The 23,676-nt window shown below is 67.7% G+C and carries 20 protein-coding genes; 17 read left to right on the forward strand and 3 right to left on the reverse strand.

Features of this window, described 5'->3' with window-relative positions; translation table 11 throughout:
• Positions 1-149 precede the first annotated feature (149 nt).
• The gene (locus ACFWF2_RS18485) at positions 150-1,358 is read left to right on the forward strand and encodes a PucR family transcriptional regulator (RefSeq protein ID WP_379308646.1); all 1,209 of its coding nucleotides are present in this window, start codon (positions 150-152) and stop codon (positions 1,356-1,358) included.
• A 28-nt stretch (positions 1,359-1,386) separates the two neighbouring features.
• A complete protein-coding gene (phaZ, locus tag ACFWF2_RS18490; protein WP_379308647.1) occupies positions 1,387-2,214 on the forward strand; it encodes a poly(3-hydroxyalkanoate) depolymerase in 828 nt (275 codons plus the stop codon).
• 76 nt (positions 2,215-2,290) lie between these two features.
• Here the strand turns inward: phaZ and ACFWF2_RS18495 are convergent, their stop codons facing one another.
• Entirely contained in the window at positions 2,291-2,884 is a 594-nt protein-coding gene (locus ACFWF2_RS18495) for a TetR family transcriptional regulator (protein ID WP_379308648.1), read from the reverse strand.
• A 151-nt stretch (positions 2,885-3,035) separates the two neighbouring features.
• Here ACFWF2_RS18495 and ACFWF2_RS18500 point away from each other — a divergent pair, with 151 nt between their 5' ends.
• Genes ACFWF2_RS18500 through pntB form a run of 10 tightly spaced genes read left to right on the forward strand, consistent with a single transcriptional unit; the run spans position 3,036 to position 13,729 of the window.
• Positions 3,036-4,256, forward strand: a complete 1,221-nt coding sequence (locus tag ACFWF2_RS18500; RefSeq protein ID WP_379308649.1) for an acetyl-CoA C-acetyltransferase — start codon at positions 3,036-3,038, stop codon at positions 4,254-4,256.
• A complete protein-coding gene (locus ACFWF2_RS18505; RefSeq protein ID WP_379308650.1) occupies positions 4,253-5,008 on the forward strand; it encodes an SDR family oxidoreductase in 756 nt (251 codons plus the stop codon). Before ACFWF2_RS18500 ends, ACFWF2_RS18505 begins: the two co-directional genes overlap by 4 nt.
• A gap of 29 nt (positions 5,009-5,037) precedes the next feature.
• Positions 5,038-5,796: a 3-oxoacyl-ACP reductase FabG gene (fabG, locus tag ACFWF2_RS18510; RefSeq protein ID WP_379308651.1), complete on the forward strand. Its 759-nt coding sequence runs from the start codon at positions 5,038-5,040 to the stop codon at positions 5,794-5,796.
• Positions 5,793-6,245, forward strand: coding sequence for a MaoC family dehydratase (locus ACFWF2_RS18515; RefSeq protein ID WP_379308652.1), 453 nt, complete (start codon positions 5,793-5,795; stop codon positions 6,243-6,245). Before fabG ends, ACFWF2_RS18515 begins: the two co-directional genes overlap by 4 nt.
• Positions 6,245-7,270, forward strand: coding sequence for a phosphotransferase family protein (locus tag ACFWF2_RS18520; protein ID WP_379308653.1), 1,026 nt, complete (start codon positions 6,245-6,247; stop codon positions 7,268-7,270). Before ACFWF2_RS18515 ends, ACFWF2_RS18520 begins: the two co-directional genes overlap by 1 nt.
• Positions 7,270-8,493, forward strand: a complete 1,224-nt coding sequence (locus ACFWF2_RS18525) for an acyl-CoA dehydrogenase family protein (RefSeq protein ID WP_379308654.1) — start codon at positions 7,270-7,272, stop codon at positions 8,491-8,493. Before ACFWF2_RS18520 ends, ACFWF2_RS18525 begins: the two co-directional genes overlap by 1 nt.
• Positions 8,490-9,668, forward strand: coding sequence for an acyl-CoA dehydrogenase family protein (locus ACFWF2_RS18530; protein ID WP_379308655.1), 1,179 nt, complete (start codon positions 8,490-8,492; stop codon positions 9,666-9,668). Before ACFWF2_RS18525 ends, ACFWF2_RS18530 begins: the two co-directional genes overlap by 4 nt.
• On the forward strand, positions 9,665-10,759 hold the full coding sequence (locus ACFWF2_RS18535; protein ID WP_379308656.1) for an acyl-CoA dehydrogenase family protein: 1,095 nt from the start codon (positions 9,665-9,667) through the stop codon (positions 10,757-10,759). The genes ACFWF2_RS18530 and ACFWF2_RS18535 overlap by 4 nt, the downstream gene beginning before the upstream one ends.
• Positions 10,756-12,279 carry a Re/Si-specific NAD(P)(+) transhydrogenase subunit alpha gene (locus tag ACFWF2_RS18540; RefSeq protein ID WP_379308657.1) on the forward strand — a complete coding sequence of 508 codons (1,524 nt, stop codon included), beginning with the start codon at positions 10,756-10,758 and terminating at the stop codon, positions 12,277-12,279. The genes ACFWF2_RS18535 and ACFWF2_RS18540 overlap by 4 nt, the downstream gene beginning before the upstream one ends.
• A 28-nt stretch (positions 12,280-12,307) precedes the next feature.
• The gene (pntB, locus tag ACFWF2_RS18545; RefSeq protein WP_379308658.1) at positions 12,308-13,729 is read left to right on the forward strand and encodes a Re/Si-specific NAD(P)(+) transhydrogenase subunit beta; all 1,422 of its coding nucleotides are present in this window, start codon (positions 12,308-12,310) and stop codon (positions 13,727-13,729) included.
• A gap of 63 nt (positions 13,730-13,792) precedes the next feature.
• Here pntB and ACFWF2_RS18550 read toward each other — a convergent pair whose 3' ends face one another.
• A complete protein-coding gene (locus ACFWF2_RS18550; RefSeq protein WP_379308659.1) occupies positions 13,793-14,953 on the reverse strand; it encodes a zinc-binding dehydrogenase in 1,161 nt (386 codons plus the stop codon).
• 268 nt (positions 14,954-15,221) lie between these two features.
• On the opposite strand from ACFWF2_RS18550, the gene ACFWF2_RS18555 reads away from it, so the two are divergent.
• The 5 genes from ACFWF2_RS18555 (at position 15,222) to ACFWF2_RS18575 (ending at position 22,434) form a co-directional block, all read left to right on the forward strand.
• On the forward strand, positions 15,222-18,536 hold the full coding sequence (locus ACFWF2_RS18555) for a protein kinase (protein ID WP_379308660.1): 3,315 nt from the start codon (positions 15,222-15,224) through the stop codon (positions 18,534-18,536).
• 641 nt (positions 18,537-19,177) lie between these two features.
• Complete coding sequence (locus ACFWF2_RS18560) at positions 19,178-20,713, forward strand: class I adenylate-forming enzyme family protein (RefSeq protein WP_379308661.1); 1,536 nt, start codon at positions 19,178-19,180, stop codon at positions 20,711-20,713.
• A gap of 62 nt (positions 20,714-20,775) precedes the next feature.
• Complete coding sequence (locus ACFWF2_RS18565; RefSeq protein WP_379308662.1) at positions 20,776-21,552, forward strand: SDR family oxidoreductase; 777 nt, start codon at positions 20,776-20,778, stop codon at positions 21,550-21,552.
• 67 nt (positions 21,553-21,619) lie between these two features.
• Positions 21,620-21,874: a hypothetical protein gene (locus ACFWF2_RS18570; RefSeq protein ID WP_379308663.1), complete on the forward strand. Its 255-nt coding sequence runs from the start codon at positions 21,620-21,622 to the stop codon at positions 21,872-21,874.
• A 95-nt stretch (positions 21,875-21,969) separates the two neighbouring features.
• Positions 21,970-22,434 (forward strand): MaoC family dehydratase, encoded by a 465-nt coding sequence (locus ACFWF2_RS18575; protein WP_379308664.1) that lies wholly within the window; start codon positions 21,970-21,972, stop codon positions 22,432-22,434.
• Positions 22,435-22,597: 163 nt separating this feature from the next.
• On the opposite strand, the gene ACFWF2_RS18580 is transcribed toward ACFWF2_RS18575, so the two are convergent.
• Positions 22,598-23,572 carry an alpha/beta hydrolase gene (locus tag ACFWF2_RS18580; protein WP_379308665.1) on the reverse strand — a complete coding sequence of 325 codons (975 nt, stop codon included), beginning with the start codon at positions 23,570-23,572 and terminating at the stop codon, positions 22,598-22,600.
• Positions 23,573-23,676 lie beyond the last annotated feature (104 nt).

The raw sequence follows: 23,676 nt of genomic DNA on the forward strand, positions 1-23,676 counted from the left end.
ACCGTGCCGAACGCGTACTAGAACAGTCGCGCATCGCGCCGGTTCAGCCAATGTCGGCGCCGACAATGCATCACCGGAGAACGTGTCGGCGCCCACAGTCTGTTCGCTCGATGCGGCACCGGCCGTTACCTCGTGGATAACCTGTCGAGGTGCCTCCTTCACGTCTCGCTCCGCCGGTGGCGAAACTGGCCGCTGACCTGCTCGGGCAGATCGATCAGCTGGCCGACCAGCTGCTCGCCCGGATCGCCGAGCAGATCGAGATCTACCGCGTGGGGAGCATTGTCGGCCGCGGCGAGTTGCGAACATCGCTGATAGTCAACATGAATCAGATCCTGACCCGGTTGAGCGGCGAACTGGAGACCGAGCTTTCGGCGCCACGGCATATCGGACGCACCAGGGCCATGCAGGATATGCCGCTGCCGGAGCTGCTGCGCGCCTATCGCCTCGGCTTCGCGTTCTTGTGGGAGCGGTTGCTCGCCGCGGCCCGTGACTCGGGCCAGAAGTCGGTGGATGCGCTGCTCGATACCGCGACGACGATCTGGGAACTGGCCGACGACTTCTGCCTCGCCCTGACCGAGTCCTACCGGGAGGCGATGAGTGAACGGATGATCGCGGCCGACCGCAGGCGATCCGGCATCATCTCGGCGATCCTGGACGGCCCCGCTTCCGGTTCGCTGAGCGCCTGGGAGGTCGCGAAGCTGCTCGACCTGCCCTACGACGGCACCTTCCTGGTGCTCGTCGCGGAGGTGACGAGTTCGAACTCCTCGGCGCTGCCGCGACTCGAGGACCGCCTCCGGCAGCTCGACGTCGGTTCGGCATGGCGCTCCCAACCGCAGCACGAGATCGGGGTGCTCTCCCTGGGACGCCGTGACCCGGGGGAGGTGCTCGCCTCGGTCGCGCAGGTGGCGCTCGGACGCGTCGGCGTGAGCCCGCTGTTCCATCGACTCGACGGTGCGGCCAGGGCATTGCGGCTGGCCCAGGTCGCCCTGGAGACCTCGGCGCCCGGCACGAAGGGTATCCGCAGCCTCGACGACGACCCGCACATCGATCTCCTTGTGCGCGACCGGGATACCACCCGCCGGTTCGTGGTGCGCGTATTGCACGGCGTGCTCGCCCTGCCCGACCACGAACGGACGACGCTGCTGGCCACCGCGACAGCGTGGATCGACTCGCGTGGCTCGGCCGCCGAGGCGGGCAGGTCGCTGTACTGCCATGAGAACACGGTCCGGCACCGGATCCGGCGCATCGAAGAACATCTGGGTGGCTCGCTCGACGACCCGCGGTTGCTGAGCGACCTCACCATAGCGCTGCAGGCCATCCGCGCGTTCCCGGAGCTCGGCAACCGGCTCGACACCTGAGCGTCGTCCCCAACCTGAAGGAGGCCACGTGGCCGAGGCCGAAATCGTTCGGGAATTGTGGATCAGCGGACGGCGCCTGCGCGTTGCGGTGCGCGCGGGTCGGGGCCGCCCGCTGCTGATGTGCAACGGGATCGGCGCGAGGCTGGAGCTGTTGGCGCCCTTCCTCGACCGGCTCGACCCGGCGATCCCGGTGATCCGGTTCGATGTGCCCGGCATCGGCGGTTCCGAATTGCCGCGCGTACCTTACAATTTCGCGACGCTGGCCTGCCTGCTCGGAGAACTCCTCGACGAACTGGGGTACACGGAGACGGACGTGCTCGGCATCTCGTGGGGCGGCGGCCTCGCCCAGCAGTTCGCCCTGCAGCATCCCCGGCGGTGCCGTCGCCTGGTGCTCGTGGCCACCGCGACCGGCTCGCTGATGATCCCCGCGCATCCCCGGGTGCTGAGCAAGATGATCACGCCGCGCCGCTACCGCGATCCCGCCTACACGGCAGCGATCGCCCCGATGATCTACGGAGGACGTCTGCGCGCGGAACCGGACCTCGCCAAGACGATCCTGCACAGCCATGTCGGCCGCGCTCCCGGCCTCGGCTACGCGCTGCAGCTGCTCGCGGGCGCGGGCTGGTCCAGCCTGCCGTTCCTGCCCTTGATCAGGCAGCCCACCCTGATCCTCGCCGGTGACGACGACCCGATCGTGCCGGTGATCAACGCGAAGATCATGCACATGCTGATGCCCCGGTCGACCCTGCACATCTACCCGGACGGTCATCTCGGCCTCGTCACCCGTGCCGAGGAGCTGGGGCCGCGAGTTGCCGAGTTCCTCCGTCCGGTGCGAGTGGTGGCACTACCGAAATAATTTTCGCAACAACTGTTGTTTCGCCACCTCGACACGCGACAGCGGTGATCGAACTGATCGCGCTGGTGCGGGCCAGTCAGGTGGCGCCGACGATGCGCAACGCCATATCGGCGTAGGCCGTGGCGATGTCTTCCGGCGACCAGTCGCCCTCGTCGCGGTACCAGCGCGCGATATCGATGCCGAGCGAGAGCAGGGCCGTGGCTGCGATCCGCGCGTCCGGGGTGTCGAAGACGCCTTTCTTGATCCCGCGCTCGACCAGTTCGCGAATGGTCTGATCGATCCGGTGGCGGATACCGCGGATCTCGGTGCGGTGTTCGGGGCTCAGCGAGTTCAGCTCGTAGTTCACGATCCGGGCGCCAGTGTGCCCGCGGGCGTGGTGCACGGCGAAATCGTGAATGACAGTGCGCAGCGCGATCGCCGGATCGTCCGACGACGCGGCCGCCTTCAGGATCAGCTCGAGTGTCTCATCGTGGCCCGATCGCGAAATCAGGTAGAGCAGTTCTTCTTTGGATTTGTGATGCACATAGACCGCGGCCGGGCTCACGCCTGCGGCCGCGGCGATATCGCGCGTCGTCGTCCCGTTGAAACCCTTCTCGGCGAACGCTGCGATCGCGGCTTCCAGCAGGCGTGCGCGGGTCGCGTCGCTGCGGGATTCGGTGGTGTCGGTCATGGGATCGCCATTATCTCGCCTCGGTAGAACGGCACCTGTCATGGGCGGTGTGATGTGGCTAACAGGAGCCTGTGGTCGGTTGTCTCTTGACGGTAATCGGGGCCGCCTGCACTATCTCACTAAGCAAGCGCTTATTCACCAAGGAGATGTGATGCCGGAAGCTGTGATCGTCGCCGCTGCCCGTTCCCCGATCGGTCGCGCGGGCAAGGGCTCGCTCAAGGACATGCGTCCCGACGACCTGTCCGTCCAGATGGTGCGGGCCGCGCTGGCTCAGGTGCCGAATCTCGACCCGACCCAGATCGAGGACCTCGTCCTCGGCTGTGGGCAGCCGGCGGGTGAGTCGGGCTTCAACATGGCCCGGGCGGTCGCCGTGCTGGCCGGGCTCGACACCGTTCCCGGTACCACCGTCAACCGCTACTGTTCGTCGAGCCTGCAGACCACCCGCATGGCGCTGCACGCCATCAAGGCAGGTGAGGGCGACGTCTTCATCTCGGCGGGCGTCGAGACGGTGAGCCGGTTCGTCAAGGGCAACGCCGACGGCCTGCCCGACACCCAGAACCCGATCTTCGGCGAGGCGGTCGCCCGCACCGCCGAGCGAGCCGGCGGTGGCGCCCCATCCTGGGCCGACCCGCGCCGCAACGGCGTACTGCCCGATGTCTACATCGCCATGGGCCAGACCGCGGAGAACGTCGCCCAGCTCACCGGGATCACCCGCGCGGAGCAGGACGCGTTCGGTGTCCGCTCGCAGAATCTGGCCGAGAAGGCCATCGCCAACGGCTTCTGGGCCACCGACATCACCCCGGTCACGCTGCCCGACGGCACCGTGGTCAGCGCCGACGACGGCCCACGCGCCGGTGTCACGCTGGAGGCGGTGAGCCAGCTGAAGCCGGTGTTCCGGCCCGACGGCACCGTCACCGCGGGCAACTGCTGCGCGCTCAACGACGGCGCGGCCGCCCTGATCATCATGTCCGACACCAAGGCAAGGGAACTCGGCCTGACCCCGCTCGCGCGCGTCGTCAGCACCGGAGTCTCCGGTCTGTCGCCGGAGATCATGGGCCTCGGCCCGATCGAGGCCTCCAAGCAGGCACTGCGCCGCGCCGGTCTCACCATCGACGACATCGACCTGGTCGAGATCAACGAGGCCTTCGCCGTGCAGGTACTCGGCTCCGCCCGCGAACTCGGCATCCCCGAGGACAAGCTCAACATCAACGGTGGCGCCATCGCGGTGGGTCACCCGTTCGGCATGACCGGCGCCCGCATCACCAGCACGCTGATCAACTCGCTGCGCTTCCACGACAAGCAGTTCGGGCTGGAGACGATGTGCGTCGGTGGCGGCCAGGGTATGGCCATGGTGCTGGAGCGGCTGTCGTGACCGGCCGTTTCGCGGGCAAGACCGCGATCGTGACCGGCGCCAGCCGCGGCATCGGCCTCGGCATCGCGCAGCGGCTGGTCGACGACGGCGCGAAAGTCGTCGTCACCGCCCGCAAAAAGGACGCTCTCGATGACGCTGTGCAGCAGCTCGGCGGCGCCGAACACGCGCTCGGTGTGGCAGGACCCGCCGACGACATCGACCACCAGGCCGACACGGTGGCCCGGGCGATAGACGCATTCGGCAGCGTCGATCTGCTGGTCAACAACACCGGCATCAACCCGGTGTACGGCCCGATGATCGAGATGGATCTGCAGGCGGCCCGCAAGATCATCGAGGTCAACTGCCTGGCCGCGCTGTCGTGGACCCAGCAGGTGCACAAGGCGTGGATGGCGGAGCACGGTGGCGCGGTGGTCAACGTGTCGTCGGTGGCCGGGATCAAGCCCGCGCCCGGGATCGGCTTCTACGGCGCCAGCAAGGCCATGCTCACCTACATCACCCAGGAACTGGCCGTGGAACTCGGCCCCGACATCCGGGTGAACGCGGTCGCGCCTGCTGTGGTGAAGACGAAGTTCGCCACCGCTCTCTACGAGGGCAAGGAGAAGGAGCTCGCCGAAACCTACCCGCTCAAGCGCCTCGGTGTGCCCGAGGACATCGCCGGCGCGGTGGCGTTCCTGCTCTCCGACGACGCGTCCTGGGTCACCGGCCAACTGCTGGTCCTCGACGGCGGCGTCACGCTGACCGGCGGCGTCTGACCACCACATCCAACTTTCAGGAGACAACAATGAGTACCCCCACCAAGACCGCCATCGTCACCGGCGCCGCCCGTGGCATCGGCGCGGGCGTCGCGCGCAGGCTTGCCGCCGACGGCATGGCCGTGGCCGTGGTCGACCTCGACGAGGTCGCCTGTAAGCCGGTCGTCGAGCAGATCCAGGCCGCGGGTGGCCGGGCGATCGCCGTCGGCGCCGACGTGGCCGACGAGGCCGCCGTCACCGCGGCCGTCGAGCGGGTCGTCGCCGAGCTCGGCGCGCCGACCGTGCTGGTCAACAACGCCGGCGTCCTCCGCGACAACCTGCTGTTCAAGATGTCGGTCGACGACTGGGACACCGTCATGAACGTGCACCTGCGTGGTGCCTTCCTCATGACCCGCGCGGTGCAGAAGTACATGACCGAGGCCAAGTTCGGCCGCATCGTCAACCTGTCGAGCACCTCGGCGCTCGGCAACCGCGGTCAGGCCAACTACGCCGCGGCCAAGGCGGGCGTGCAGGGCTTCACCAAGACCCTGGCCTTCGAGCTCGGCAAGTTCGGCGTCACCGCGAATGCGATCGCACCCGGCTTCATCGAGACCGAGATGACCGCGGCCACCGCGGCGCGTGTCGGCATTCCGTTCGAGGATTTCAAAGCCGGTGCCGCCAAGGAGATCCCGGTCGCGCGCACCGGTGTGCCCGACGACATCGCGCACGCCGTGTCGTTCTTCGCCAGCGAAGGCGCCGGTTTCGTGTCCGGTCAGGTGCTCTACGTCGCGGGAGGGCCGAGGGCATGAGGACTTTCCAGGGCATCGCCGAGCTCGGGGCGGCCGTCGGGTCCCATCTCGGCTACTCCGAGTGGCACACCATCACCCAGTCGCAGATCAACGCCTTCGCCGTCGCGACCGGTGATCACCAGTGGATCCACATCGACACCGAGAAGGCGGCGAACGGACCGTTCGGCACCACCATCGCGCACGGCTACCTGACCCTGTCGCTGGTCCCGCTGCTGGTCGCGCAGGTGTACCGGGTCGAGGGCGTGCAGATGGCGGTCAACTACGGCTCCAACAAGCTGCGGTTCCCGGCACCGGTGCCGGTGGACTCGAAGGTGCGCGCCGGGGTCGAACTGGTCTCCGTCGCCGCGGGTGCCGCGGGCCACCTGGTGACCGCCAAGGTCGTGATCGAGCGCGAGGGCGGCGACAAGCCGGTCTGCGTGGTCGAATCGCTCAGCCTCGTGGTGGCCTGATGGAAACCCGGACCGACCTTCCGGGCCTGGATCTCGACCGGTTGTCTACCTGGCTGCGTGGCCAGGTCGATGTGGCGGGCGCGCTGAGCGGCAAGCTGATCGCCGGCGGCAAGTCGAATCTGACCTACGAGGTCGGCGACGGCAGCACCCGCTGGATCGTGCGGCGCCCGCCGCTGGGGCACGTGCTGGCCACCGCCCACGACATGGCCCGCGAATACCGGGTGACGGCGGCCTTGCGGGACACCGATGTCCCGGTGCCTGCGATGTACGCGCTGTGCCAGGACGACACCGTGCTCGGTGCGCCCTTCTACGTGATGGAACACGTCGAGGGCACGCCGTATCGGACCGCCGCGGAGCTGGGTGCGTTGGGACCCGAACGCACACGGGCGATTTCGACCGACCTGATCGACACCCTCGCTGTGCTGCACGCGGTCGATCCGGCCGCGATCGGGCTGGCCGACTTCGGTCGTCCCGAGGGTTTCCTGGAGCGTCAGGTGCGCCGCTGGAAGAAGCAGCTGGACGCGTCGCACTCGCGCGACCTGCCCCTGGCGGACGAGCTGCACGCGCGGCTTGCCGCCGACGTGCCCACCGAGTCGGCGGTGGGCATCGTGCACGGTGACTACCGGCTCGACAACGTGCTGACCGACAGCAGCGACCGGCTCGCTGCGGTCATCGACTGGGAGATGGCCACTCTCGGTGACCCGCTCACCGATCTGGCGTTGATGATCGTCTACGGCCGCCTCGCGGACCGGTCGAGCGGCGCGACAGTGGCCGACGCGTCGGTCGCCCCGGGCTTCCTGTCCGAAAGCGAGATCATCGCCCGCTACACCGCACGCAGCGATCGCGACATGTCCCGGTTCGGTTTCTACCTCGGGCTCGCCGCGTTCAAACTGGCCGCGATCCTCGAGGGCATCCACTACCGATTTCTGCGCGGGCAGACGGTCGGCGAAGGTTTCGACACCGTCGGCGCGGTGATCGACCCCCTCCTCGAAACCGGCCTCACCGCAGTGAAGGAGTACCGCTGATGGATTTCGCCTACGACGCCCGCACCGAGGAATTGCGGGCCTCGCTGCTGGACTTCATGGACAACCATGTCTACCCGGCCGAACCGGTGTTCCGCGCTCAGCTGTCCCAGCTCGACAACCGCTGGGCATGGGATTCGGTGCCGGTCATGGCCGAGCTGCGGGCCGAGGCCCGCCGCCGCGGCCTGTGGAATCTGTTCCTGCCCGGCGCCGAGGGCGCCGGACTGACCAACCTGCAGTACGCGCCGCTGGCCGAAATCACCGGCCGCAGCGGACATCTGGCCCCGGCCACACTCAACTGCGCCGCACCCGACACCGGCAACATGGAGGTGCTGGCGCAGTTCGGCACCGAGGCCCAGCGCAAGGAATGGCTGGAGCCGTTGCTGGAGGGGCAGATCCGGTCCGCCTTCGCGATGACCGAGCCCGACGTTGCCTCCTCCGACGCCACCAACATCGCGACCCGCATCGAGCGCGACGGCGACGACTACGTGCTCAACGGCCGTAAGTGGTGGATCACCGGCGCGATGAACCCGAACGCCCAGATCTTCATCGTGATGGGCAAGACGGATCCGTCCGCGAGCAGGCACCGTCAGCAGTCGATGATCCTGGTCCCGCGCGACACCCCCGGCGTGGAGATCATCCGCGGCATGGAGGTCTTCGGCTACGACGACCACGAGCACGGTGGTCACGCCGAGCTGTCGTTCACCGACGCGCGGGTGCCCGCCGCCAACCTGATCGGTGGCGAGGGCGAGGGCTTCGCTATCGCGCAGGCCCGGCTCGGCCCCGGCCGCATCCACCACTGCATGCGGGCCATCGGCGTGGCCGAGCGCGCGATCGAGGCGATGTGCGCCCGCGCCGACGACCGCGTCGCCTTCGGCAAGCCGCTCAGCGAGCAGGGCGTGATCCGGGACTGGATCGCCGAGTCGCGGGTCAAGCTCGAACAGCTGCGGCTGTTGGTGCTCAAGACCGCCTGGCTGATGGACACGGTCGGAAACAAGGGCGCCCACACCGAGATCCAGGCGATCAAGATCGCCACCCCGGCCACGGTGCAGTGGATTCTGGACAAGGCCATCCAGGTGCACGGCGCCGCGGGTCTGTCCCAGGACTTCTCGCTGGCCGCGTCCTACGCGGGCAACCGCACGCTGCGGTTCGCCGACGGCCCGGACGAAGTCCACAAGAACGCGCTGGCCAAGAACGAGCTGCGCAAACAGCGGGAGGCCCGATGACCATCGACGAACTCCGTACCAGGATCGGGGAATTCCTCGCCGCCAACGATCCCGCCACCACCGAGCGCCTCGAGTTCCTGCGCGCTCGCTACGACGCCGGCCTGGCGTGGGTGTACTTCCCCGAGGGCCACGGTGGTCTCGGTCTGCCACACGCCTGGCAAGCCGAGGTGGATCAGGCCTTCGAGCAGGCTGGCGCCCCGGACAACAATCCGATGGCCAACGTCATCGGTCTCGGCATGGCGGGCCCGACGATCCTGGCCTGCGGCACCGAGGAGCAGAAGAAGCGGTTCCTGCGTCCGCTGTGGACCGGCGAGGAGATCTGGTGCCAGCTGTTCAGTGAACCCGGCGCGGGCTCCGACCTGGCCAATGTCAGCACCCGCGCGGTGCGTGACGGCGGCGAGTGGGTCGTCAACGGGCAGAAGGTGTGGACCTCGAGCGCGCATCTCGCGCAGTTCGCGATCCTGCTGGCCCGCACCGACGCGGGTATTCCCAAGCACCGCGGCATGACGTATTTCCTGATCGACATGACCCAGCCGGGAGTCGAGGTGCGGCCGCTGCGCCAGATCACCGGTGAGGCCGAGTTCAACGAGGTCTTCATCACCGACGCCCGCGTCCCCGACGCCCAGCGCCTCGGTGCAGAGGGCGACGGGTGGCGCATCGCCAACACGACGCTCAATACCGAGCGGGTCGCGATCGGCGGCAAGGCCAGTGCCCGCGAGTCCGGGATCATCGGCGTGGTCGCCCGGACGTGGCGCGACAATCCGCAGCTGCGTACCCCGGAGCTGCACGACCGGCTGCTGCGGCTGTGGGTCGACGCCGAGGTCGCCCGGCTCACCGGCCTGCGGCTGCGGCAGAAGCTGGCCCAGGGCCAGCCCGGCCCGGAAGGTTCGGCGATGAAGCTGTCCTTCGCCCGGATCGCCCAGCAGCTGTCCGGGCTGGAGCTGGAGCTGCTCGGCGAGGACGGCCTGCGCTACTCCGACTGGACCCTGGTCCGTCCGGAGCGTGTCGATCTGAACGCACGCGACGCGGGCTACCGCTACCTGCGGGCCAAGGGCAATTCGATCGAGGGCGGCACCTCCGAAATCCTGCGAAACATCGTGTCCGAGCGCATTCTCGGCCTGCCCGCCGAGCCGCGCACCGACAAGGACCGTCCCTGGAAAGAAGTCGCGCGATGACCGACGTTGATCTGCTCTACACCGAAGTCGAGGACGACCTGCGCAACGTAGTGCGCTCGGTGCTGACCTCCCAGTGCGAACCCGGCGCGGTCACCGCGCTCTACGACGGCGACCGCGCGCTGGTCGACGGCTTGTGGAAGAACATCGCGGTCGACCTCGGGCTGGCCGGGCTGCTCGTCCCCGAAGAGGACGGCGGCGCGGGCGCGTCGGCCCGCGAGGCGGCGGTCGTGCTCGAAGAACTCGGGCGCTTCGTCGCCCCGGTGCCCTTCCTGACCAGTGCCGTGGTCGCCACCACCGCACTGCTCGGCTCCGGTTCGGCGCTGCTGGGTCAGCTCGCGGCGGGGGCGCGGACCGCCGCCCTGGTCGTCCCGTTGACCACCGCCGCCCACACCGCGCTGCCCGCGATCTCCGCTGGTGCCGACGGTCAGTTGACCGGCACTGTCACCAGCGTCGCCGGTGCGCTCGAGGCCGATGTACTGCTGGTCCCGGCCGCCGGTCCCGATGGCGTCGCGCTGTATGCGGTGTCGTCCACCGAGGCCAAGCTCACCCCGGTCGTCTCCTTCGACATGACCCGTCAGCTCGCCGACATCGAGTTCGACGGTGCCGCAGGTGAACTGGTCGTGGCCGACGGCGAGGCCGCGGTGCGCCGCGCACTCGCCGCGGGCACGGCCCTACTCGCCTCGGAGCAGTACGGGGTGGCGCGGTGGTGCCTCGACGAGACCGTGTCGTATCTGAAGGAGCGGCGCCAATTCGGTCGCGTGGTAGGCGGATTCCAGGCCGTCAAGCACCGGCTGGCCGATCTGTACACCGCCGTCGAGTCCGGCAATGCCGCCGCCCGCTACGCCGCCGCCACCCTCGTCGCCGATGACGCCGACGCGCCCGTCGCGGCGTCGGTAGCCCAGGCGTTCTGCAGCGACCTCGCGGTCTACGCGGGCGAAGAGGCGGTGCAGCTACACGGTGGCATGGGCATGACATGGGAGCATCCGGCCCACCTGTATCTCAAGCGCGCCAAGGCCGACCAGCTCGCCTTCGGCACTGCCGGTGCGCACCGGGCGCGACTGGCCGACCTGGTGGAGGTTGCGGGACCATGATCATCGGTGTCCTGCGGGAAGCACGCCCGCGCGAGACCAGGGTGGCCGCCACTCCGGCGACGGTCACCCGGCTCGTCCGGCTCGGCTACGACGTGGTGGTCGACACCGGCGCGGGAAGCCTCGCGTCGTTCTCCGACGACGCCTACGTCGAGGCGGGCGCCACGATCGGCAACGCTCGCGTCGCCGATATCGTGCTCGGTGTCAACGCGCCAGCGACCTACCAGCTCGACGACCTGCACCCCGGTGCCACCGTGATCAGCCTGCTGGGGGTGGTGAACGATCCGGATCTGGTCACCGACCTCGGCAAGCGGCCGATCACCGCCCTGGCCATGGACGCGGTGCCGCGCATCTCACGGGCCCAGTCGCTGGATGTGCTGTCCTCGATGGCCAATATCGCGGGCTACCGCGCGGTCGTGGAGGCCGCGCACGCGTTCGGCCGGTTCTTCACCGGGCAGGTCACCGCCGCGGGCAAGGTACCTCCCGCCAAGGTCCTGGTGGTCGGTGCGGGGGTGGCCGGGCTGGCCGCCATCGGTGCCGCGGGCAGCCTCGGTGCTGTCGTGCGCGCCACCGATCCGCGGCCGGAAGTCGCCGACCAGGTGAAATCGCTTGGTGGAGAATATCTCTCGATCGACTCCGCTGAGGCGGAGGTCTCGTCGACCGGCTACGCCAAGGAGATGAGCGGGGACTACAAGGCCCGTGAGGCGCGGCTCTACGCCGAGCAGTGCGCCGAGGTGGACATCGTCATCACGACCGCCCTGATCCCCGGGCGCCCCGCGCCGCGCATCATCACCGCCGAGATGGTGGCCTCGATGCGGCCCGGCAGTGTCATCGTCGACATGGCCGCGCAGAACGGCGGCAACGTCGAGGGCACCGTCGCCGACCGCGCGATCGTCACCGACAACGGCGTCACCATCATCGGCTACACCGATCTGGCCGGTAGGCTGCCCGCCCAGGCCTCGCAGCTGTACGGCACGAACGTGGCGAACCTGCTCGAGCTGATGACCCCGGGCAAGGACGGCAGGCTGGTCCTGGACTTCGACGATGTGGTCCAACGTTCCATCACCGTCGTGCGCGTCGGCGAGGTCACCTGGCCGCCGCCCCCGGTCGCCGTCTCGGCGAAGCCCGCGGCCGAGCCCACCGCGCCACCCGAACCGGCACCGGTGAAGGAGCCGATGTCTGCTCGGCGCCGCATCGGGCTGGTATTGATCGCGGCGGCAGCGGCATTCGGGCTGATCGCGATCTCACCGCCCGCGTTGCAAGGACATCTGACGGTGTTCGCGCTGGCGATCGTGATCGGCTACTACGTGATCGGCCACGTGCATCACGCGCTGCACACCCCGCTGATGTCGGTGACCAATGCGATCTCCGGGATCATCGTGGTCGGCGCGCTGCTGCAGATCGGGCACGGCGATCCGTGGATCACGGGACTGTCGTTCGCGGCGATCCTGCTGGCGAGCATCAACATCTTCGGTGGCTTCGCGGTGACCCGTCGCATGCTCGCCATGTTCTCCCGCAGCTGAGCTGCGCCCGACCTCGGAGTGAACTCTCATGATTTCCGTTGAGACCGTGGCCAATTCGGCCTACATCGTCGCGGCGCTGTTGTTCATCCTCGCCTTGAGCGGCCTGGCGAAGCACGACACCGCCAAGATGGGCAACACCTTCGGCATCACCGGGATGGCGGTGGCCCTCGGCGCCACCGTCGCGCTGGCGATCGGTCGTGACATCGAACCGCTCGGACTACTGCTGCTAGCAGGCGCGACCGCGCTGGGTGCGGCGATCGGCCTGTGGCGGGCTCGCATCGTCGAGATGACCGGGATGCCCGAGCTGATCGCGCTGTTGCATTCGTTCGTGGGTGCGGCGGCGGTGCTGGTCGGCTGGAACGGCTACCTGCATGTCGAACGACATCCCGACGGTGCCGATGCCGAGCTGCTGCGCGCCGAGGGGCTGCTGGGCATCCACGGCGCCGAGGTGGCGATCGGTGTGTTCATCGGCGCGGTGACGTTCACCGGCTCGATCGTGGCCTACCTGAAGCTCTCGGCGCGGATCAACTCCGCACCGTTGCTGTTGCCCGCCAAGAACATCCTCAATGTGGGCGCGCTGGTGCTGTTCGCCGCGCTGACCGTGTGGTTCGTCGTCGACCCGCGGCTGTGGATCTTGGTCGCGATCACCGTGGCCGCGCTGCTGCTCGGCTGGCACCTGGTTGCCTCGATCGGCGGCGGTGACATGCCGGTCGTGGTGTCGATGCTCAACAGCTACTCCGGCTGGGCCGCGGCGGCCTCGGGCTTCCTGCTCGGCAACGATCTGCTGATCATCACCGGTGCGCTGGTCGGCTCGTCGGGTGCGTACCTGTCCTACGTGATGTGCAAGGCGATGAACCGGTCGTTCCTGTCGGTCATCGCGGGCGGCTTCGGTGTCACCGCGGGCCCGGCCGGTGACACCGACCTGGGCGAGCATCGCGAGATCACCGCCGACGGAGTCGCCGAGCTGCTCACCGGAGCGAACTCGGTGATCATCACCCCCGGTTACGGCATGGCCGTGGCCCAAGCCCAGCACGGCGTCGCCGAACTCACCCGCACACTGCGCGAGCGGGGCGTGAGCGTGCGTTTCGGCGTGCACCCCGTCGCGGGCAGGCTGCCCGGCCACATGAACGTGCTGCTGGCCGAGGCGAAGGTGCCCTACGACATCGTGCTGGAGATGGACGAGATCAACGACGATTTCACCGGAACCGATGTGGTGCTGGTGATCGGCGCCAACGACACGGTCAACCCGGCCGCATCGGAGGACCCGGCCAGCCCCATCGCGGGCATGCCCGTGCTCACGGTGTGGGAGGCCGACAACGTCGTCGTGTTCAAACGATCCATGGCCTCCGGGTACGCCGGTGTGCAGAACCCCCTGTTCTTCCGCGAGAACTCCGCGATGCTGTTCGGCGACGCGAAGGACCGGGTGGAAGACATCGTGAAAGCGCTCTGACCACCCTCGGTCTCGGCCGGTCGATCGGGTCAGCTGACGTGCGGTTCCCCCATGGTCCCGGTCTCAGGGCGCCACTTTGTCGCTGCGCGGATCGATCAGGATCTTGGCGTGGTGGTCCGGGGATCCCAGGGCGGCGAAGGCCGCTTCGACGCCGTCGAGCCCGACCGTGCCGGTGATCAGCGGGCTGGGATCGACGGTGCCGTCGGCGATCATATGGAGGGTGTCGCGGAATTCGCCGGGGTCGTAGCCGAGGACGAACCGCAGCTCGATCTCCTTGTTGATGGCGTTGGCGGGGTGGAATGCGTCCTGCTGCATGCACACCCCCACGACCACGACGCGGGTCGACGGCGGTGCGGCGGTGAGGATCTGGTCGATGATGCCGGGTACGCCGACGCATTCGAAGACGACGGGACCGGCCGGGCCGCGGTCGAGGGTGTGCGCCGCGCGGAACAGATACCACCACGGGACTTTCGGGATGCGGCGCACGCGTTCCATGACGTCGAAGGCCAGGTTCAGCATGTCCGCGGCACCGGTGATGCGTGGCGGCTTGGGCACCGCTTCCCAGGCGGATTCGGTGGTCGGGTCGACCACGACATCGGCGCCGCAGGTGCGGGCCAGTTCCCGGCGGCGCGGCGAGAAGTCGCTGGCGACCACGGTGCGCACGCCCGCGGCTTTCAGCATGGTGATGACGGCCAGCCCGATGGGCCCGCACCCGATGACGAACGCCGTCTGTCCCTTGGTGATCCGGCTCTTGCGGACGGCGTGCCAGCCCACCGCCATCGGCTCGGTGAGTGCGGCGTGATCGGGTGAGAGTCCGTTGGGGACCGCGAAAGTCACCGACTCCTGCGTCAGCACCTGTTCGGCGTACCCGCCGGGGGCGTGGGCGGACAGCCCGGTGAGCTCCGGCTCGCGATCTCTGCGCAGGATGGGCATCGCGACCACCGGTGTACCCGGCTTCCAGCGGCGGTGGGTGCGCGGGCCGTACTCGGCGATCTCGCCGGTGAATTCGTGCCCGAGGACGATCCGCTGGTCCGAACGCATGAAGCCGCTGTAGCCGGTGGCTGCGGCCAGGTCGGCGAGTTCGTCGCAGTGCACCCGCGCGTGCAGGTCCGAACCACAGATGCCGCAGCGGGTCACCGAGATGAGCACCTGGCCCGCCCCGGGTTCCGGTGCAGGCAGATCCTCGACCCGGAATTCGCCCTTGCTGACCACCGTCGCACGCATGAATGCCTCCTAGGCGAGTGCCGGGTCATCACCGGGGGCCGCCCGTGCGCATTCCCTCGGCATGTGTCGAGTCGCCGGTTGATCGTTATCGTAGCGCTGCGAGGTCAGCCAGGGCACGCGATCGCTCTGGCTGGCCTCGAACGCCCGAACTGTCACCGAGCGCGCGATCGAAAAGCACATCGGCAGCGGCGATATCCTGGGGTTAATCGTCGAGAGGTGAGAGATGGTGCCCGTGTCATCGTCGGGGTCGGACGTATCGGTGTAGTCGATGACCGGTAGCGATCCCCACGCGACGCAACGTGACACATCCGGGTCGGTCGTGGCGGAGCTGGCAGCGGCCGGGTTCGACGACGCGGTGGAGATCGGTCGTGGCGGGTTCGGCACCGTTTTCCGATGCGCGCAACCGTCGCTTGACCGGATGGTGGCGGTGAAGGTGCTGATCGCCGATCTCGATGAGGAGAATCGCGCGCGATTCTTCCGCGAGCAACGCGCTGCGGGCAGGTTGACCGGACATCCCAATATCGTGAGTGTCCTGCACGCGGGCACCACCGGGGGAGACAGGCCGTACCTGGTTATGCCGTACTACGCGCACGGCTCCCTCGACGCTCGTCTCCGCGGCAGCGGTCCGCTCGACCTGCAGCAAGCCCTGCGGCTCGGGGTGAAACTGGCGGGTGCGCTCGAGACGGCGCATCGCTGCGGGGTTCTCCACCGTGATGCCAAGCCCGCGAACATCCTGTTCACCGTGTACGGCGAGCCGGCACTGGCGGATTTCGGGATAGCTCACATCGCGGGCGGGTTCCACACCGCTACCGGCGTCGTGACCGGTACACCTGCTTTCACCGCACCGGAGGTGATCGCCGGCGCGCCACCCGGTCCCGCAGCGGATGTGTACGGCCTGGGAGCGACGTTGTTCGCCGCGATCACCGGGCATGCCGCTTTCGAACGCCGCAGCAGCGAGCAGGTGGTGGCGCAGTTCGTCAGGATCGCGTCCGAGCCGATTCCGAATCTGCGTGACTACAGCATTCCCGAGGATGTCGGCTCGGTCGTCGAACGCGCCATGGGCGCTGACGCCGGTGGCCGTCCGTCCGCCGCAGAACTGGGTGCGCAACTCCAAGCGTCGCAGCGCCGACATGGGTTTCCCGTCGACGAGATGGCGGTGCATACGCCGCAGGCCGATGATGCTGGTTCGCTCGAATCCGAGGAGCCCTTCCCCGCCGTACTTCCCAGAGGTGGCTTCTCGAGGTCCCCGGCGGGTGGCGATCGTCGCGGTACGGTTCCCGCGGAATTGACCAGTTTCGTCGATCGGCGTACCGAGCTGACCGAAGCGACGAACGCCTTGTCGAGCTCGCGGTTGGTGACCTTGACCGGCACCGGCGGGGTAGGCAAGACCCGACTGGCGGTGCGAGTCGCCGCGGGTGCGAAGGCCCGGTTCGCCGACGGTGTGGCGTTCGTGGAGCTGGGCGAGGTCCGCGACGAGTCGCTCGTCGTGGGGATCGTGGCGGGCGCGCTGGGATTGCCGGACCGATCGGTGCGACCGCTGCGCGAGATACTGGTGGAATTCCTGTCCGATCGGGAGCTCCTGATTGTTCTGGACAATTGCGAGCACGTGGTGTCCGCGGTCGCTGAGCTCGCCGGATCTCTCCTCCGTGCCTGTTCCGGCTTGCGGATTCTGGCGACGAGTCGCGAGCCGATCGGTGTCGACGGCGAGTCGCTGTTGCCGATTCGTCCGCTCGCTGTACCCGATCCCGATCGGCTACCGAGGAGTTTGTCGCAGCACGACGCAGTGAAGTTGTTCGCCGACCGGGCCGGCGCAGCCGTCGCGGGATTCGAGATCACCGATGACAACATGATCACCATCGCGCGGATCTGCCGACAGCTCGACGGTTTGCCGCTCCCGATCGAGCTGGCGGCGGCACGATTGCGGGCGATGTCGCCCGATCAGATTCTGCAGCGGCTGACCGATCGGTTCACACTGCTGATCCGCGGCACCAGGAGCGCCCCGCCACGGCAACAGACGTTGCGGATGTGCATCGACTGGAGCCACGATCTGTGCACTCCAGCCGAGCAACAGGTGTGGGCTCAGCTGTCGGTGTTCGCCGGCGGTTTCGACTTCGACGCCGCGCGATTCGTCTGCGGTGGCGCCCCCGAAGCCGCGGATCTCCTGGACACGCTGGCCTCCCTGGTCGACAAGTCGATCCTGGTCCGAGAAGAATCCGGCGCCTCGGTACGGTTCCGAATGCTGGGCACTGTGCGTGAGTACGGTCGCGAGAAGGCGCGCATCGCCGGTGACTACCTCGAGCTGTGCCGCCGTCACCGCGACTGGTGCGAACGCAAAGCACAGGACGCGTATGCCGGCTGGGCTGGTGCTCAGGTGCTCGAGTGGATCACCAGGTTGCGTCGGGACCAATCGAACCTGCGGCAAGCGCTGGAATTCTGCGTTTCCGACAGCCCAGCGGTCGGCCTCCGGATCGCCGCAGCCATCTGGCCGTTCTGGTTTTGCCAGGGTGCCCTCAGTGAGGGCCGTCGCTGGCTGGACCGCCTCTTGGCATGCCGCACCGGACCACTCACTGTCGACGAAGCTGCCGCGAGGTATGGCGCCTGCGTGATGGCCGCGGTGCAGGGCGACCTTCCGGCAGCGGCTGTCGTCGTGCGCGAAGGGCGAACGCTTACCGAACAGACGACGGACCCATTGATACGAGCGCACATCGATTTCGCCGACGGTGTCGTTGCTCTGTTCGACCGCAACCTTGATTCGGCCCGACGCTACCTCGAGAAGGCGATCGGGGTGTATGCCCAGCGCGGCGACGTGCTCTTTCAGATCGACGCTGGGACCAACCTCGGACTCACCTACCAGCTGCGTCATGACATCGACCGGGCGATCGAGTGTTACGAGCACGCGCTCGCGCTCGCGGACGAGAGTGGAGAAACGATCTACCGCTCGTACCTGCTGTGCTCGCTGGCCGTAGCGCTGTGGCGGCAGGGAAACCCGGCGCGCGCGACCAAGCTCCTCGGGAGTGCGTTGCAGGTCAGCCGTACAGTCAACGACCGCACGAACTCGAGCGCGTGCCTGCAGGTTATGGCGTGGATAGCTGCCGAGCAACGCGATGCCGAGCGCGCAGTCGTGTTGACCGCGGCCGCGGAGCAGATCGGCCGGTCCGTGGGCACCGGACCCGTGTTGATTCCGGATATGGCTGTCTACCAGGAAGAGTGTGTGCGCTTCACCCGACAGGCGACGACCGAGAAGACCTATTCCGCCGCTCGACGGGAGGGCGCCGCGTTGAGTGTCGATGCCGCGATCGCCTATGCGTTACGCGAGTCGCCCGCATCGAACGATCCTGTCGGCCGCAAGTTGACCAAGCGGGAGCGGGAAGTCGCTTTCCTGGTTGCCGAAGGGCTCACCAACCGGGAAATCGCCACTCGCCTTGTCATCTCACCACGTACCGCCCAGGGGCATGTCGAGCACCTGCTGACCAAGCTGGGCTTCACCTCCAGGGCGCAGATTGCGGCATGGATAGCGGCATCGCAGAATGCCACGCCTGGGCCAGGGAAACCTGCAGCTGCCGTTTCAGGCCGCGAACCGTGACAGTGTCGGTCGGCCGTGGGCACAGCGCGGCCTCCACCTTCTGAAGAAATCGCCTGCGGGTGACGCCGAATACCACCAGAAACTCGCGTGCACCAGCCGAGCCCGGATGACGGTATCCATGCCAACGCCGCTGACGTACACGTCGGACACACAGAAGTCTGTGGCGCAAACAGCGCACGACACGCTCGGCATCGACGGATCCACAGCACGGTTTCGCCGTGATCGCCGCAGACGGGACTCGTTCGCTGTGTGTGTCCGGACATGTCGACCTCTCGAGGATGTTCTCTGCCGTGAGTCCGACAAGCCTCTCCCTCCGGTGGCGCCGAGACGACGGTCGATCGGCCCATATCCATACCTATCTCGAAGCCGCCGACGACCTGCTCCGCAAGCAGGGCTAGCCAGGTCGGTTGTTGACAGCGCCATTGTCGACTCTTAAACTCAAACTCGATTCGAAATCGAAAACACCCTGGGGTTGCGGTCCCACCCGCGTTTCGCAGTCGGCTGAGTAGCCCGGTGCCGCTGGAGCGGAGAGGGGCGAAGGGGTCAGATCGGAGTTCGCCCACATCGCTGCCGACTGTCGAAGAGGAGCAGAAAGCCATCATGCGCACCCACAGGCCGTTCGGCCGGTCAGAGGTCGTCGAATGACAACTGCGGTCATCGAGATCACGCGCTCGCGTAACCCCTTTCCGCAGTCGGACGTGTCTCGGGATCGCAGGGGAACACCGCGATACACCGCGGTTCCCGAGACCCTGCTCGACGTTCTGCGCGCGCGTGTCGAGTCACGGCCGGACGCCGAAGCTGTCGTCGAAATCGGTGGCGACCGGCTGACCTACACGCAGCTCTGGGAGCGGGCGGCGCGGGTCGCCGGTGGGCTGCGCGCCGCGGGAGTGCGGCGCGGGGATCGAGTAGCCCTGCGCTATCCGGCGGGTGCGACCTGGGTGCTCGCCTTCTGGGGGACGGTGATGGCCGGTGGCATCGCGGTGGCGGTGAATACCCGCTCGACGCAACCCGATGTGGAATTCGTGCTCTGCGACGCCGATGTGAAAGTCGACCTGGCGACGGACACTCCGCTGCCCGACGGTGATCCGTACATCGCGGAGGGGCTCGGCGCCGCCGATATGGCGGCCTTGTTCTATACCTCGGGCACCACCGGTCGCCCGAAAGGCGTGCCGACTACCCACGGGGCGTTCGTCACCAACGCCGAGAACATCGTCCGTAGCTTCGGACTGCCCCGCGATGTGGGGTCGGACCTACGCACGCTGATCACGGTGCCGTTGTTCCATGTGACGGCCTGCAATTCCCAGCTTCTGGTCGCCGCCTACGTCGGCGGAACCGCGGTGATCCTGCCTGCACTCGATCTCACGGCGCTGATCGACGCATTCGCGGCGGAACGGATCTCCTTCGTGGTGGCGGCACCGGCGGTGTACTCGCTGCTGTTGCGGCATCCGGGCTTCGACGGCGCCGATGTGTCCAGTGTGCGCATGGTCGGCTACGGCGGTGCACCGATCGCGGCGTCGCTGGTCCGTGAGCTGCTGGCAGCGTTTCCGCGGGCGACGGTAGGCAACTGCTACGGCATCACCGAGACAGCGTCCGTGATCACTGTCCTGCCCGACCAGGAAGCAGTCGAGCACGCGGATTCTGTCGGGTACGCGGTGCCGTCCGTGGACATCGGGATCGTGCCACTCGGCGATGTCCCGAACGTCGGCGAGTTGGTGGTCCGGGGCGCCAATGTCACCACGGGATATTGGTACCGCCCACAGACCACCGCCGAGACCATTGTCGGCGGCTGGCTGCGCACCGGGGACGTCGTCCGTATCGACGACTCCGGACGCGTCCACATCATCGACCGGATCAACGACGTCATCAACCGAGGCGGTGAGAATATCGCCAGTGCCGAGGTCGAGGCAGTCTTGTTGTCGGCTCCCGGCGTTCTCGACGCCGCTGTTCTCGGGGTCCCCGACGAGGTGATGGGGGAGAAGGTCGGTGCTGTCCTCTACTCGGGCAGCGCGACGATCGACCTCGAGGTCTTGCTCGAGCACTGCCGAATTCATCTCGCGGACTACAAAATTCCGCAATACGCCGCCGTCGTCACCGAGCCGCTGCCTCGCACTGCCGAAGGCAAGCTCCGCAAGAACGACCTACGCCGTCACGTGCAGTGGGGTGCTCCGCTGCGCTGACGGGCGCTCTACCTACGGGCGAGATCGCCCACCCGACAACGCAGTTGATCTCAGGAGTATCGGTGAACCAACTCGATTTGACCGGACGCACGGCGATTGTCACCGCGGGCGCGCGGGGGATCGGTCTCGCTGCGGCGCAAGCTATCGCGGCCGCGGGCGGCAACGTCGTTCTCACCGCACGCCGCCAGGATTCCGCTGATGCCGCTGCGGCGCAAGTGTGCGGCGACGCGCTCGGCATCGCCGCCCATGTCGTCAACGAGGCCGCGGCGCAACGCTGTGTGGACGCGGCGATCGACCGTTTCGGGGGCATCGACATCCTGGTCAACAACGCAGGCAACAACCCGGCCTGCGGGCCGGTCCTCGACCAGGACTACATGCGATTCACCAAGGCCTTCGGGGTGAACGTGTGGGCGCCGATCCTGTGGACGTCCGTCGCGAGGCGCGCATGGATGGGCGAGCACGGCGGCGTCGTGATCAATACCGCGGCGATCGGCGGCATGATCGGAGAGCCGGGCTTCGGGCTGTACAACGCATCGAAGGCCGCGCTGATCCACCTCACCGAACAGTTGTCGGTGGAACTGTCGCCGAAGGTGCGGGTCAACGCGATCGCGCAGGGCTTCGTTCGCACGAAACCCGCTGAAGCACTGCGCAAGGACCGCGAGAAAGAGGTGAACTCCGCTACCGCGTCGGCCCGCGTCCGCGAGCCCGAGGACATCGGCGAAGCCATCGCCGTCCTCGCTTCCGACGCGGCGACCTGGGTGACGGGCGAGACCTTTGTCATCGGCGGAGGTCACAGCCTCGGCGGCGCAGAGGAGGTTTCCGATGCCGCGGACATCTAGACGAGCGCTGCGCAGGTCCTCGAACCGGCTCTCACCGCCGATACCCGAATCCGTCGACGGCTGGACAGTGAGTCATGTCGAGATCGGCATTCTGGAATTCGCGAGCGTATGGGCGCCCTACGGCGGCAACGATGCCGAGGCTTTCGTGCAGTTCGGCCTCACCTCCGAAGAGTTCCACCGGCGACTGATTCGCTTGCTCGGCTCACCGGCTGCACGCATGCTCACCAATTCGACCGTCGCGACGTTGCGTCGTCAGTGCTATAGGCGGTTGTACCCACTGGCTGACGGCAGCACGCATCCGGGATCTCGCACTCGACGGTGACTTCGCGGATGAATATGCTGCGGAACACCAATCGGGCCGATCGGTTGTCGCCGCCGATATTGGCCCGCCACTGTCCACGCCCGACGATTGTCGGCGTGAGAATCACTACCACCTCCATCGCGGGACTCGAGTCCTTCGTGGGACAACACCTCGGCACCAGTGAGTGGCTCGAGGTCACCCAATCGCGGGTCGACACCTTCGCGGATGCGACCGACGACTTCCAGTGGATCCATGTCGATCCCGAACGTGCCGCTCGGGAAAGCCCTTTCGGTGGGCCTGTCGCGCACGGCTATCTCACGTTGTCGTTGCTGCCCTATCTCTGGCCGCAGATTCTCGCTGTCACCGATGCGGTGGTGGCGGTGAATTACGGCCTCGACAAAGTTCGTTTTCCGAGTCCGGTTCCGATCGGCGCGAAGGTCCGCCTCAGCGCGACCCTGCGGTCGGTCGATCGGGTCCGTGGTGGAGTCCAGGCGACTTTCGCCGCGGTCGTCGAGATCAGTGGTGCGGCAAAGCCCGCGTGTGTCGCCGAGCCGGTCTACCGGTACTTGCAGCAGATCTGACCGGGCGCCACACGATCGGTGGCGCGGGCTCGACAGTGTGCCGGGTCCGGACTGGATGCAGTACGGACCCGGCACTACGGCGCATGAGGAACACCTGCCGGGCTTCGGGAAGCCTCCCTACAGCCGTCGGCGGCACCCGCCGCGCTCTATCTTGATCATATGACTATGTCAGCTCTGCTCGCGCGATCTCGCGCAGATGCAGGCACACCTCATCGATCGCTTGCTTTGCTTGCGCGAATACGCCGATCTCGGTGAAGAACCCATGGAAGACGCCGGGATATCTGATCAGCGACACCGGGACGCCGTCGCCCTGCAGGCGTGCCGCGTAGGCCTCGGCGTCGTCGCGGATGGGGTCCACTTCCGCGGTCAGGATCAGGGCGGGTGGCAGGCCGTGCAGCGACTCGGCGCGCAGGGGTGCCGCGAGATGGTCGTCCGCCTGGTGCTCCGGGCCGGCGTACTGCTCCCAGAACCAGCGCGCGTCGGCGGCGCTCAGCAGTGGCGCGTCGGCGAATTCCGACCATGACGGAGCGTCGAAGGTAGCGCCGACCGCCGGGTAGGCGAGTACTTGCGAGACGGGAACGTCACTACCGTCGTCGCGTCGGTGCAGGCAGAGGGCTGCGGCGAGATTGCCTCCCGCGGAGTCGCCGCCGATCGCGATCCGGTCCGGATCGATACCCAGCGCAGGTGCTGTCCGGGTCAGCCACGCGTAGGCGTCGATGCAGTCTTCCAGTGCCGCCGGGTACGGATTCTCGGGAGCCAGGCGGTAGTCCAGGGACACGACCGTCCACCCGGATCCGGCGGCGATCGAACGGCACAATTCGTCGGCGCCGTCCAGGGTTCCCAGGACGAAACCGCCGCCGTGCAGGTAGACCAGGGCGGGCGCGGCGCTCTCGGGGGGCGTGCCGTCCGCGCGGTACAGGCGTGCTGCGATCGCGCCGGCACGCGTCGGCACGGTCAATTGTTCGACATGGTCCAGCGGCGTGATCGGCTCGGCGGAGGGGGCCGAGTTCACCAGCGCGCGGGCCTGCTCCGGCCCCAGCTCGTGCAGAGGTTTCTGCAGGACCTGGTTGATCATCCGGGCCACGGCAGCGGCCTGGTCGTCGAGCAGATCCCACCAGGCGGGAGTGCGGTCGTTCATGGGAAAACCTCGCTAGTCGTTGACAAGCAGTGATCTGTGCCTCACCATCATAGTCACGTGACCCAGACATTTGACTATAAGTTCACGTTCCATTTGGGATCCGC

Source organism: Nocardia sp. NPDC060259, from assembly GCF_042728775.1.
Classification (GTDB): Bacteria; Actinomycetota; Actinomycetes; order Mycobacteriales; family Mycobacteriaceae; genus Nocardia.

Bases quoted from the DNA above. Each gene is read 5' to 3' on its own strand.
- ACFWF2_RS18540 (WP_379308657.1), top strand. From the start codon at position 10,756: ATGATCATCGGTGTCCTGCGGGAAGCACGCCCGCGCGAGACCAGGGTG.
- ACFWF2_RS18500 (WP_379308649.1), top strand. From the start codon at position 3,036: ATGCCGGAAGCTGTGATCGTCGCCGCTGCCCGTTCCCCGATCGGTCGC.
- ACFWF2_RS18550 (WP_379308659.1), bottom strand. From the start codon at position 14,953: ATGCGTGCGACGGTGGTCAGCAAGGGCGAATTCCGGGTCGAGGATCTG.
- ACFWF2_RS18495 (WP_379308648.1), bottom strand. From the start codon at position 2,884: ATGACCGACACCACCGAATCCCGCAGCGACGCGACCCGCGCACGCCTG.
- fabG (WP_379308651.1), top strand. From the start codon at position 5,038: ATGAGTACCCCCACCAAGACCGCCATCGTCACCGGCGCCGCCCGTGGC.
- ACFWF2_RS18535 (WP_379308656.1), top strand. From the start codon at position 9,665: ATGACCGACGTTGATCTGCTCTACACCGAAGTCGAGGACGACCTGCGC.
- pntB (WP_379308658.1), top strand. From the start codon at position 12,308: ATGATTTCCGTTGAGACCGTGGCCAATTCGGCCTACATCGTCGCGGCG.
- ACFWF2_RS18560 (WP_379308661.1), top strand. From the start codon at position 19,178: ATGACAACTGCGGTCATCGAGATCACGCGCTCGCGTAACCCCTTTCCG.
- ACFWF2_RS18525 (WP_379308654.1), top strand. From the start codon at position 7,270: ATGGATTTCGCCTACGACGCCCGCACCGAGGAATTGCGGGCCTCGCTG.
- ACFWF2_RS18530 (WP_379308655.1), top strand. From the start codon at position 8,490: ATGACCATCGACGAACTCCGTACCAGGATCGGGGAATTCCTCGCCGCC.
- ACFWF2_RS18555 (WP_379308660.1), top strand. From the start codon at position 15,222: ATGACCGGTAGCGATCCCCACGCGACGCAACGTGACACATCCGGGTCG.
- ACFWF2_RS18520 (WP_379308653.1), top strand. From the start codon at position 6,245: ATGGAAACCCGGACCGACCTTCCGGGCCTGGATCTCGACCGGTTGTCT.
- ACFWF2_RS18515 (WP_379308652.1), top strand. From the start codon at position 5,793: ATGAGGACTTTCCAGGGCATCGCCGAGCTCGGGGCGGCCGTCGGGTCC.
- ACFWF2_RS18580 (WP_379308665.1), bottom strand. From the start codon at position 23,572: ATGAACGACCGCACTCCCGCCTGGTGGGATCTGCTCGACGACCAGGCC.